Consider the following 13,420-nt stretch of genomic DNA (forward strand, 5'->3'; position numbering starts at 1 on the left):
GAAAAACATTACTATAAATGTGGTAATTTTAGTAACGGATGTAGCTAGATCAACCTAAAATAGCCATCACCCATAAATGCTCCATCAATACCATACTGACGCATCCATTTGAAATGTACATCAGTAGTACTTTTATCAGATGAACTGAATAGTTTTACTTTTTCTCCATTTTCAAATTCTAAAGGTGTATCGTACGTTTTTTTGTACTCCCTAGTATCAGGAATTAAATCGATAGTACAATTTTGAGCATCAAATTTTCCTCCATGTCCCCAATGTACCCATGACTTATTATTATTTTCATCACCTGGCACATGAAACCAACCTTGATATCCTGTCATAACTAAACTATGATAAGAAAGGTATCTACTGCTTTCACCATGCTTGTCACCTCCATAGCTAATGTTGGTTAGTAAAAGGTGCAAACATAGAATAATCATCAAATTTCTATACTTCATACTTTGATCGTTCTTTTTATTATTTATATCGCTAATGTAGTCCGAGGTAGTTAATAGGATGATTAATAAAATGATTAATAGACTTAATGAGACCTGTTAATTGTGATAAAAGAGTATATTAAGAGCTTATTAAACTATTTTATTATTGCTACTAACCAATCACACATCTATAATGGTATTAAAAAAACTAGCTTGACTAATAATAGTCAAACCAGTCTCTATTCTACTAAGCTATAATAGTTGGTCAATAGATTAATAATATTCAGTAATGTGTTAAGAGTGTTGTAAGAAGATTGATTCACTTATAAAGTTCTTCTATACCTCTTCAATTTGATTACTGAATTAAAACGCTTTTGTCCAATTATTTTTGCAATAAGGAGTCAACCACCGATTTATAATAAGGTTTCTGATCTCTAGGTGCACGCTGATATTTCCACTCTGCTTTTAATAACTCATCTGTAAATTCAGCAGTTTTTCCAATTGGCTTGATGTTCTTACGCATTTCTGATAAAAACTCTCTCATCATTTTGTCCAACTCTTTCACTTTGTCAGGATGCTCTTTTGAGACATCTACTGTTTCACTAGGATCATCTTTCAAGTTGAATAAAGTACCTCTTGGTGCATGTTTACGATCTCCCAAGTTTTGAATGGGTCCACCTGCCTCCATTTCTTCAAAAGCATACTTCCATTCATTATGACGGATTACTTTTCCTGGGACAATAATTGTTTCATGTATAGAAGCGTCACTCGTTTTCCCTTGTAAATAAGGCACTATATTGCGTCCATCAATAGGTCTGTCTGTTGGAACCGAAGCACCACTCAATGCACAAAAAGTTGGCAACATATCAATAATACCCACAATTTCATTGTTGACTTCCCCTTTAGGCATCTGTTTAGGCCATCTAGCTACACATGGTACACGAATACCTCCTTCGAAATTAGACCATTTTCCATCGCGAAGAATACCTGATGTACCATGGGTCTGTGGCAATCCTAATTCTGGACCATTATCTGAAGTGTATATGACTAGTGTATTATCATCAATGCCATTTTCCTTTAATGCCTTCATCAATTCTCCAACTTGCCAATCAATATCTTGTACTTGATCACCGTATGCTCCTTGATTTGATGTTCCCTTAAATTTTTGACTAGGAAGAAAGGGTGTATGAGGAAGAGGTGAAGCGTAATAAAGGAAGAAAGGTTGTTCTTTATTATCTTTAATAAACTTTACGGCCTCCTTCACCAATTTAGGAGAGTGTTGGCCATGTGTTTTCTTTTTAATGTTCTCTACTAGTGTTTTATTCCTATAGATGGCCGTCTTTGCTCTACCGTATTCTAAAAAGCCATAAAAATGATCAAATCCATTTTTATTTGGGTGGAACTCATCCCAATCTCCTAAATGCCATTTACCAATAATACCTGTTTTGTATCCTGCCTCTTTTAATAATTCTGCAGTGGTAATTTCATCTTCATGGATTCCCATTCTGTCGAACCAATAAATCACTCTTGGGAGTTCTGTTCTATGTGCATATGCCCCCGTCATAAACGCCATACGAGTAGGGGAACAACGATTGTGAACATAAAAGTTAGTAAATTTTATGCCCTCATCACTTAGTTTATCAATATTGGGTGTGGAAATGGTTTTGGAACCAAAACAACCTAGATCTCCATATCCTTGATCATCTGTGAGAATAAAAACGATATTCGGTCGTTTATCTTTTTTCCTTTTATTTTTTTCCAAAGGGTCCTCAGCATTTGCAAATTTATTGACCCCAAATATCAACAAGGCCAAAAAGACCAACTTTGAGTAACTCATCACTATATATTTCGATTTTATCATAATCTTAAAATTTGTTTGTTTCATTATTAAATTTCGTCTTATCTATTTTGAATTTCCTTTCTTAACAAGAGGAAATTCTGGATGTTCTGTTCGAGCTTCTTTCAATATTTTTCGTAACTCCTCCGCCTTTTCGGGATATTGATTAATCAGATTACTTTGTTCACTTATATCATCCGTTATTTTAAAAAGTTGTTGACGGTCTTTATGAATAAAATTAATCAATTTCCAGTCTCCTTTCCTTACCAACTGAATGGGCCCTTTACGCTCATTGAATTCCCAATACAGATAATCATGTTGCTTCTGTTTCTTCGTTTTTCCTAAGAGAGTAGGTAAATAAGAGATGCCATCAATCTCATGATCTGTAGGTTGTATTCCTGCAATCTCACAAGCTGTGGGTAAAAAATCCCAAAATGTAAACATCTCATTGCATGTTGTACCTGCTTTAATTTTGCCTTCCCACTTTGCTACAAAAGGCACATGAATTCCTCCTTCATAAAGGTCTCTTTTCTTCCCTTTATAAACTCCATTAGAATCAAAAAATTCTTTTCCATTATCATATTCGTGACCATTGTCTGATGCAAAAATGACTAATGTATTTTTATCAATATTGAGATCTTTCAACAAAGCCAATACTTCACCAATTTGTCTATCAACATCAGTGACCATTGAAGCATAAGTCACATGTCCATTTCGGTCATGATAATAATGCCCCTTTTTCATTTCTCTTAATGGCCAATTTTGCTCTTTATAATAGGCCTTTCTTTCTTCAGGAATAGTCAACTCAAAGTGAGGTGTAGTATAGGCTAGATGAAGATAAAAGGGCTTTTCCTTATTCTTTTTAATAAATTCTTTGGCTTCAGCAGTAAAGAGATCCGTGATATATTTGCCTTTCTTTTGCTTTGTTATATTACCTTCTATTCTTTCATGAACATCATTTCTCCACACCTTTTCAGGATAATAACGATGAGCGTTTTTATGAGAATTAAATCCATAAAAGTAATCGAAACCTTGCTGATTGGGAATACCTGTTGTGAGGTTTTCTCCTAAGCCCCATTTCCCAATACAAGCAGTTGTATAACCTGCTCTTTTTAACTCTTTCGCTACTGTAACATCTTGTTGATCTAAGTCCAAAGGTTTGCCTGATTTTGTCCATTTGGGATTAGCTCTCACTGAACAATGTCCGAGGTGTTTCCCTGTCATTAATACAGCTCTTGAAGGCCCACAAACGGGTGCGCCTGCATAATGTTGTGTGAAGTTCATTCCTTCACTTGCCAATTGATCCAGATTAGGAGTTAAAATTTTTGTTTGACCATTAAAGCCTACATCTGCATAACCTAGATCATCCAATAAGATAAAGAGTATATTAGGCTTTTTCTGTTTCTGTGCCATCACATTTGGAAGTGATAACACTGAGAGCACTAAGATTAAAAAATACTTTCTCATAGTCTTAAATATCCTGTTTTAAAAAATTAAGTGTCACATTTAGTTTACATGCTGATAAATTCATTCTATGTTTTTTAAGAGGCAAAGCTTCCATAGACCAACTACAATCTCCCCCTACACCTATTTGCATATAATCTATATGAAGGTAGGTGGCCTCTTTAGGTTTTATATCAATAGTATGCCTTTGTCCTTTTTGATTTCCTGGGTCAAAATCTGACATTGGATTATGATGTGCTGAAAAAGAGAACGTCTTGTCGGTCGCGATTTGAATACCATTTCCATTACTATCTGCAAATAATGCCGAGCGAGTATCTGTTCGATTACCATTTTCTTGTGGTCTGATATATGGCACGAAGAAATCGCTTACTTTCGCTTCATATAAACCAACAAAAGATGCTGTGTTACGATCAATATAATTTTCATAGGGTCCTCTGCCATAATATTTTACATTCTGAAACTTCTCATCTATGGCAAGTATCAAACCATATCTTGGCATATATTCTAAAGCTTTTTTATCATTTACTGTAAGTTCACAATCAATATTAATTCCTCCATCTTTGAGAATTTTATAAATAATTTTATTCTTTGCCTTTAATGTTGGATAATCATATTCATAAGTTAGAATGACATTACCGTTATTATCTTTTTGTTGTGAAAAATTGTCGAATTTATAATTATCAGCTACAGTTCTCAAACTAAAATAATCATACTCTTTCGCGATTTTCCCACCACCATTCCATGCTCCAAAATCGTTATCTGTAGGAGCTCTCCAAAAAGTCATTTTTACAGGTTCTTTTAAAAGGTTTTCTTTACCTCTATAAATACCTTCCAAGCCAAATCCTGATTTTTTAAAAGTATATGTCACCTCACCTACCTTCACAGATACAATTTGCTTGTCTTTGGATTCACTCACACTGACTTTATTTGACGGAGAGTTTACAGATTTTGAAGGTGTTCGTTCCTGTAAAATAAATTGCTCTGATGCAATTATATGCCCTTCTGATAACAAGGGAGAGCCTTTTGTCAAAGCATAAATATTAATGAAATATTCTCTTGAAGAAGCTAACTTATAATCAAAGTCCACTTTTATTTTTCCCCTCTGCTGAGGGGCAATGGGTGCAATATTCAATACTTTTGAAGCCACTTCTTTTCCATCTTCCAATAAAATAGCTTTGAAATTGAAATCTTTTGTACTGGTAAAGAAATGCTCATTATAAACCTCAATCGTTTTACTATCAACTTTACTAAAAAGAATATCTTGATATACTTTTTTCACTTCATATAAACCTGGATGTGGTACACCATCAGAACCTAATAGGCCATTGGCACAAAAGTTATTATCAGTATGAATACCATTAGGTTCAAAATCACCACCATAAGCATAATATTTTTCACCGTTTTTTGTCCTTTTTTCCAATCCCTGATCCATCCAGTCCCAAATAAATCCACCTTGTACTCTTGGGTGTGTTCTCACCCACTCCCAATAACTATCAAAATGCCCCGTACTATTGCCCATGGCATGAGCATATTCACACCAGATAAATGGTCTTTGTTCTTCTAAAGGTTTTTTGTCATCACGCTTGAAGTGTTGGTGCATTACACCACCCTGCCTATGGTACATCCAACTTACAATATCTGTAATCCTCCCTTCATAGTTTTCGGTATCACCTGGGCGTGCTGCTCTTTCATAATGAACAGGTCTATTACCATCGTACTCATGAATCCAATTGTAGGTTTTGACAAAGTTATTACCATTTCCGGCCTCATTCCCCATAGACCAGATTATGATAGAAGGATGGTTAAAATATTGTCTCACCATATTTTGGACACGCTCCATATGTGCTTTTTCAAACAAAGGATTAGCCCCCAATGTGTGTTTTTTATTATAACCGTATCCATGTGATTCAATATTGGCTTCACTTATCACATAAATACCATATTCATCACAGAGTTGATACCAATAAGGATCATTTGGATAGTGAGACGTTCTTACAGCGTTAATATTGAACTCTTTGAAGAGTTTGATATCTGCCAACATGCTTTCCTTTGTCACTACATGTCCTCTTACGGGGTCGTGTTCATGCCTGTTGACTCCTTTTAATAAAACAGGTTTACCATTCACTAATAATTGACCATTCTTAATTTCAGAGGTGGTGAACCCAACTTTAAAAGATGTTTTATCGATCACTTCTCCATTTGCATTTTGTAACTGTACTTCAGCTTTATACAAGTTTGGTGTTTCAGCAGACCATGTTTTTACATTCTTAATGGGAAAATCCTTGATCTTTACGATTTGTTTTTTGTTACCTTCTACATTTAACTTATAGCTTTTATGATAAACCTCTTTTTTACCATCTGATAGTTTTATTGAAAGAGTGTGTTTCTTTTTTAATGTACCTGATTTATTGGCTACTGTTACTTTATAAGACAATAATCCTTCTTTATACTTCACTTTTTCTAATTGACCATCAATTTCTACGTTGCTTAAATGTACTTTTGGTAAGGCGTAAACATAAACATCCCTTTCTATGCCACTTAATCTCCAGAAATCTTGATCTTCTAGATATGAACCATCACAATACCTATAAACTTCAACTGCTATTTGATTTTCACCTGATTTTATATATTTCGTTATATTAAATTCTTTCGCTGTTTTGGAACCCTCACTATAACCTACTTTTTCACCATTTATCCATAAATAATAGGCTGAAGTAACACCTCCAAAATAAATAAATACTTCTTTCCCCAACCACTCATCAGACACTTCAAAGGTACGTTTGTAACTACCAACAGCATTAAATTGATGATCAATAAATGGTGCTTTCTTTGGAAATGGATAGCTGATATTTGTATAAACAGGATACCCATAGCCTTCTAGCTGCCAACTTGAAGGTACTTCAATATTCTTCCAACCATATACTTTATAATCATTTTTATAGAAATTTTTTGGACGTCTTTCAGGTGTTTCAGACCAACTAAATTTCCATGTACCGTTTAAGGATAAAGTGTTTTCTGATTTTTCACTAACGTTAATAGTATTACCATCATGATAAAAATCTGTTCTAGCCTGTTCAACATTAACTTGATTAATATCAGGGTTCTCCCATTCATATTTAGTTTGTGCATAAACACTATTCATAACAAACTGAATAACAGCAAGTATCAATATTCTCTTAAACATAAAATCATATTATTTTGTGAGTGATTAATTTATTTATGACAAAAAATTCCCTACACTGAAAATTCAATGGATCATTATTCAGTCATTCTTAAAATTCAAGTAGTCTTTTTGAAATTAGGTTTATACTGTTTGTGTATCACAAATCAATTTTCGATCAAAGAAGAACCCTTACCTCTTTTTTGTATTAGAACTCCTCTGGCAATTGACTATATAACTCTTCAGTGATTTCTAATTTTATTATTTTACTATAATTATGAGATACCCCATTTAGCTTTCTTGCAGAGATCCGAAAATAATAAGTCCCTGATTCCGGAATATCGTCTGTTGTCAATTGATATTCGATCTCTGAACCAAACTCATATATTGTTTCAGGTTTATCTTCATTATTTGCAAAGTTCACATTCTTTGACCATGCTCCTCTGAATTGATTCTGAGCACTGTTGATTGCCACTACCGGGTGGATATTATAAAGCATTCTGAACATTGATATATCCTCCTTGTATCGATCATCTCCTTTATCTGCACTAAAAATAAGTTTTGTTCCCTCTATGCGAAAATCAACTCTTATGAAAGGAGTGGCTTCCAAAGTAAAAAAAGCATCGTTTTCATCTGTAGCTGCATCTGTGTCTATAATCACAGTATCTCCTTCATAGAAAGCCCCCCCATAAATCACCGCTTTATATTTTCCTGCAAACATAAAGTGATCTTCCACAGTACCATCTTGTTGTATATTAACGACCATTGGTGTAGAGTTATATTGATCTGATATTTGATATAACCTCAATAATGGCCTTACATTTATCCCTCCAGTCTGCTGAATTTGAATGGGTTCACCAGTGACTGCATCTATTACTTTTCCTTTAATTTTTGTATCAGGGAAGGGATAGTTATCCATTTCACAACTAAAGAACAATGCCCCTAAGAGGTAGAGCAAATAATATTTTTTATGTATATTCTTCATCCTATTTCACATCTAAAAAGTAATACCTATTTTTAATATCCTGGGTTCTGAATCAACAAAGGATCTTTAGCCATTTCCTCCAATGGAATACGATTGTAATAAAACCGTTCATCGTACTGTTTTTTTGCTCCATTGTTTTGATCATCCCTTATGATATAGCCTCCCAAATCAATGCTATAATAAATTCTATATCTTGATGCACTTTCATTATTAAATTCAGTGGTCATTGTTCTCCATCTACGGTAGTCCCAGAAAGATTTATTTTCATATACAAACTCTACAATACGTTCATTTCTGATCTTTTCAAGTGTAACATCACCAAACTCTAGCGGTACTATACCTGCTCTTTCGCGAATCATATTCAGATTGATATGCGCACTTTCATAGTTTCCCATTTCAAAGTGAGCTTCAGCATGATTCAGTAAAATTTCAGCATATCTAATATCAATCCAATGTGTTTTACTAGACCATAATGCGCCAATTGATTGGATAGGGTTATCTATGTCAGTGTACTTTTTACAGAATCCATTTCCCACACTGCCTTGAGTCTGTCCTGAATTTCCAGTAGCAGGATAATCGGTAACGTAAGATACAAACTCTTGCTTTTCCAAATCATAATAATAATTATAACCTATTGGTGCAGTTTTGAATGCTCCATCAAGATGTACTCCATTGCACATTGTGATTTTCAAATCTCTAAATTCTGAAAAAGGTGTAATAAAAGAAGCAAAGAAGCGTGGATCTTTATCTTTGAATAAAGTTTGCAAATCATCAAAAACCACATACTCTTTTCCGTTTTTCCATACCATCTCACCAGAACGACCATCAACATATTCAAACTTTTCCATAATATTGGTACTCGGTGATTTCTTATTACCATAGGTAAAACCAATACTTCGAGGCATAACAATGGCATCATGACTATGTGAATTTCGAACCGCTGGATCAAAACCTCGAGCAAACAGGACTTCTCTGTTATTTTGTGTTTGTAAAAATAATGTCTGAAAATTTTCTTCTTTATCTCTCAACTGTTCAAACAGATAATAATTACCTGACTGAATAATGAGTTCATTGGCATCAATCACATATTTGAACAACTCTTTTGCTCTATCAGCTGGAATTCCCAATAACCCATTAGGATAATCAGGGGTAACCAAACGGTTAGGTGTTCCATACTTTGCAATACATGCTGCATATAACATGGCTCTCGACTTTAAAGCAGCCGCTACGTATCGGTTTGACCTTCCATATTGTGAAGTTTCAGGCAAATATTGAATAGCAAAATCAAGATCTTGTCTTATTTGGTCGAAAACTTCCTCTTCTGAATTACGTGCCTTGTGAAACTTGGATAATTCATCACCAATCTCATAAGGTTTTAGTTTCAATACTAAAGGAACACCACCAAACATTTTGGCTAACTCAAAATAATTATAGCTTCTTAAAAAATAGGCTTCTGCTAAATATTGATTGTATTGTTGAGCTGTGAACTTAAATCTCGATTTTTCTAAATCTTCTATTAGCTGATTACAGTTGGCAATGGCCTTATAAGCCACTTCATAACATTTTTCAAAGGAACCACCTCCTATTCCAGTATAAGTTCCACTTGGTAATTCTTCGTTCACCCAAGACCCAATATAATTTGATCCTGAACCAGGAAAAGTATTGAATTTCCCTTGAACAAAGTTAAAATCTTCAATGAGTAGCTCTTGGTAAAGTCTTGAAAAGTAAGCTGTTGTTATATTTTCATCTTCAAATAAATCATCTTCAGTTAAAACGTTAGGAGAATCAATATCTAAAAAACTACAACTTGTAAAGACAATAACAAAATAAGTATATAATAACTTTTTCATTTCTTGTTAGTTAGTGTTTTAAAATTGGATATCTATACCTGCATTTATATTTTTTGTCAATGGATAATTATATCCAAAGTTTCTACTTCCAGGTGATTCTGGATCTACAAAATCATAAAGATTGGTGAAAGTAAGTAGGTTATAAGTATTGATATAAACCCTTAAACTACTCAAAAACAACCTTTTTGATACTGTCTGAGGTAATGTATAACCAAGTTCTATATTTTTTAATCTTACATAAGAAACATCAAAATACCAGAAGTCACTTTCCAAATAATTTTTCCTATCACCCATAGCTGGAAAAGTTCCCATAATCCACTCGCTATTTTGATCGTAAGGGTCTGCCAATCTTGTTCTATCTTTAAAGTGTGCTAATGGAGGTGCAGTTCCCCACATAAACGGCTTTTGCAACATTTCAGAATATCGAGTATTTTGTTTGAATCCTCCCTGCCACAACATTGTCAAATCAAAGTTTTTATAAATAAGAGAGATATTCAGACCAGCTGTATACAAAGGTTTTCCTGAATTCACTCCTATCACTGTTACATCTCTTTGATCTACAATTCCATCTCCATTCAAATCCAAATATTTAATATCACCAGGAATCACCGTCTTGTTACCATTGTTATCGATTGTAGGTGAATTTCCTATGTCTTCAAGAGATGTATATTGTCCATCAGTTCTATACCCCCAGGCTAAGTCATTATAACGGTTTGATTTTCCTGTTCTCCACTCCTCGTAAGCATTCCCAAACGGAGCCTGTAAATTGTTAAGCAACTTTCTTCTTGTGTATGAAAAAATGCCTTTAAAACGATAATTAAACTTATTAGTTTTTCCTTTATAACCTAGTTCTATATCAAAGCCTTGATTTCGATCTGAATTTACATTAATCTGAGGTAATGGCCTACCATGACTTCCTGGCAATTCAATCGCTGCATTTGAACTCACTAGGTTTTCTCTATCCCTTCTAAATACATCTACTCCAAAAATTACCTTCCCTTTCCAAAGTTGTGCTTCTATACCAACATTGTAGAGTTTGGATTCATACCATGTCAAATTGGGGTTGGCTACAACTGAAATATCCAACGCAGGATAATACCCATCTCCAAAATAGGCTCCATTTACAGGGAATGTATACCCAGATAAGTATTCAAAATTCTGTACTCCACCATCACTACCCAACTGAGCAAAAGATCCACGTACTTTTAAAAACGTTAAGGTAGGAGCTAGACTTCTCATAAATCTTTCTTTAGAAATCACCCATCCTGCTGATACAGAAGGAAATAACCCCCATCTTGAAGAAGGAGCAAATTTGGTAGATCCGTCTAGTCTACCGCTAACTTCTAGTAAGTATTTTCCAGCATAATTATAGTTAAACCTACCAATAAACCCTAGTCTTCTAAACTCATCTGGAATAGTTGAAGTTACTCTGTATGTTTTTGAATCTGATGCACCAAAGTGTGGCATATCTATCAGTAAATTTGATCGTGATGAAGTCAATTCATTGATAGATTGCATCATATCTGTTACAAACATAGTTCCTATATTATGCTTACCAAATTTCCCATTGTAATTGACCTTAAACTGATACTGGTTTCTAGTTTCTCTAATATTATCATGTGTTAAGGTAGAAGGAAAATTGTGGAGTATTGGTTCAAATGTGTTGGATTCTGGATTACCTCTATATTGATAGAAAGGTTTTTGGTATATTTCCCTTAGAGCCGTTCTCATATTTCGGGAATAAAGAGCAGAAAGTGATAAACCTTTTACACCAGGTATCTGATAATTTAATGAAAAGTTTGCGTTAATTCTATGGTCCTCCAAACGGTTGTGTCCTGAAATATCTGAATTTGTAATAGCTACTGGACTATTAAAATCATTCAAAGTGGATTGATACAAAGAATCTGGATTATTATTCACATAAAATGGATCTGTAACGGGCGTTCTCCAAATAGTTTTTAAAATATTTTGAGTAGTGGAAATAGGTCTGTTATCATCATTATAAATATAGGAAAGATTGGTTTTGAAGGATAAGTTTTTACTAAAATTGGCTGTCATATTTGAACGGAAATTATATTTGTTAGTATACAAATCTCCACTAGACCAAATACCGTTATTTCTATTATAACCAATCGCATTGTAGTAACGAAAATTACTACCTCCTCCTTGAAGAGTTATATTATGTTGCTGTTGTGTTACTACAGGATTGACTACGTTAGAAAAGTGATCATAAGTTTGTCCATTATTTGTCTCTTCCCCTATTCTCAACCTTTCCAACATTTCAGGTGTGTAAGTAAAATTAATATTCTGGAAATTAACTTCTGTATTAGAAAATTTCTGGTTCGCTTCTTTCTCTGTCCACATCAGTGCGTAATCATAAGCACTCACAGTTTCAGGAAATGACGATATCCATGACCAAACATATCTACCACTATAACGAATTTTCATATCTCCTACTTCACCTTGATGCGTTGTCACCAAGACCACACCGTTGGCGGCCTGTACACCATAAACCGAAGCCGATCCATCTTTTAACACACTTACTGTTTCAATATCTGCAGGGGTAAGCCTACTAAAAGTTGCTTTATCAGATTGAATACCATCAATAATATACAATGGCTCTCCAAAACCTCTAATATCAATATCTGTATCATAAGCACCTGGTTCACTTGAATTTTGTACTACACGAACACCGCTTAATCTACCTGTCAAACTGTTAGCAGCGTCATCAACTGTAACACGTTCTAATTCATAACCACTTACATCTGCTACAGAACCTGTAATGTCTTTTCTCGTTTGAGTTCCATACCCCACTACAACAACCTCAGCCAAAACATCTTGATCCAACTCAAGTGTTACGTCTATTATTTCTTGGTTCTGAACTTCAATTTTTATGGGTTGATAGCCAATGAAGGAATAGATCAAAGTGGCATTTGGAGCAACCTTTATTTTATATTCACCCGTAAAGTTGGTGTAGGTTCCTTCCAGTTTTTTGCCTTCTACTAGAATATTTACACCAGGCATAGGAAGCCCTTCTTCATCAAATACCCTCCCTTTCACAAAATGTTCTTCTTGTGCAAAAGTGATATGATGTGTAAATATTAAAATTAATAGGTATCTAAACTTAGATCGCCCTAAATAGTAAAACGTACTTCTGTTACGGTTAACTGATTTACATTAGTGTAAAAGTAACCAAACAACCAGATGTATTATGATCAATTTTGAAGGTTTTGACGATAGAACATTTTATTCAACATTTCAAAAAGAAGAAGATTGTCTTGAATATTTATCGACACTAAAGTGGAGTGATCATTACAAATGTAGGAAATGTGAACATACAAAATATATGAAAGGTAAAAAGTTACATTCCAGACGTTGTCAAAAGTGTAAATATGATGAGTCTGTTACGGCTCATACCCTATTTCATAAGCTGAAATTTTCAATTCTAACTGCTTTTGAATTCATATTTAAAGTTAGTTGTGATAAGAAAGGCATGTCCACTTTAACTTTAAGTGAGAAACTGTCCTTGAGTTATCAAAGCTGTTTAAATTTCAGACGTAAAGTGCAATATGCTATGCAAAGTAGTTTACAGCATCCTTTGAAGGGGTATGTTGAGGTCGATGAGTTTGCTGTAGGTGGGTATGACGCTGGCAGTCAAGGTAGAGCCAAAGGAGATAAAAAGCTTGTCAA

Annotated in this window: 8 protein-coding genes; 1 reads left to right on the forward strand and 7 read right to left on the reverse strand. The window is 34.2% G+C overall.

What is annotated here, in order from left to right; all coding sequences use genetic code 11:
• Window positions 1-44: 44 nt before the first annotated feature.
• The 7 genes from HHU12_RS31080 to HHU12_RS31110 form a co-directional block, all read right to left on the reverse strand.
• Window positions 45-455: a glycoside hydrolase family 71/99 protein gene (locus tag HHU12_RS31080; protein ID WP_169660637.1), complete on the reverse strand. Its 411-nt coding sequence runs from the start codon at window positions 453-455 to the stop codon at window positions 45-47.
• Window positions 456-816: 361 nt separating this feature from the next.
• Entirely contained in the window at window positions 817-2,295 is a 1,479-nt protein-coding gene (locus tag HHU12_RS31085) for a sulfatase-like hydrolase/transferase (protein WP_169660638.1), read from the reverse strand.
• A 42-nt stretch (window positions 2,296-2,337) separates the two neighbouring features.
• A complete protein-coding gene (locus tag HHU12_RS31090; protein ID WP_169660639.1) occupies window positions 2,338-3,738 on the reverse strand; it encodes an arylsulfatase in 1,401 nt (466 codons plus the stop codon).
• Between the two features lie 4 nt (window positions 3,739-3,742).
• The gene (locus tag HHU12_RS31095) at window positions 3,743-6,919 is read right to left on the reverse strand and encodes a glycoside hydrolase family 2 TIM barrel-domain containing protein (protein ID WP_169660640.1); all 3,177 of its coding nucleotides are present in this window, start codon (window positions 6,917-6,919) and stop codon (window positions 3,743-3,745) included.
• A gap of 184 nt (window positions 6,920-7,103) precedes the next feature.
• Window positions 7,104-7,880: a DUF3823 domain-containing protein gene (locus tag HHU12_RS31100; RefSeq protein WP_169660641.1), complete on the reverse strand. Its 777-nt coding sequence runs from the start codon at window positions 7,878-7,880 to the stop codon at window positions 7,104-7,106.
• 32 nt (window positions 7,881-7,912) lie between these two features.
• Window positions 7,913-9,730 (reverse strand): RagB/SusD family nutrient uptake outer membrane protein, encoded by a 1,818-nt coding sequence (locus HHU12_RS31105; protein ID WP_169660642.1) that lies wholly within the window; start codon window positions 9,728-9,730, stop codon window positions 7,913-7,915.
• 18 nt (window positions 9,731-9,748) lie between these two features.
• On the reverse strand, window positions 9,749-12,790 hold the full coding sequence (locus HHU12_RS31110; protein ID WP_169660643.1) for a SusC/RagA family TonB-linked outer membrane protein: 3,042 nt from the start codon (window positions 12,788-12,790) through the stop codon (window positions 9,749-9,751).
• 151 nt (window positions 12,791-12,941) lie between these two features.
• On the opposite strand from HHU12_RS31110, the gene HHU12_RS31115 reads away from it, so the two are divergent.
• On the forward strand, window positions 12,942-13,420 hold a 479-nt coding region (locus HHU12_RS31115), incomplete at its 3' end, for a transposase (RefSeq protein ID WP_169656597.1).

The sequence above is a fragment of the Flammeovirga aprica JL-4 genome (assembly GCF_012844305.1).
Classification (GTDB): domain Bacteria; phylum Bacteroidota; class Bacteroidia; order Cytophagales; family Flammeovirgaceae; genus Flammeovirga; species Flammeovirga aprica.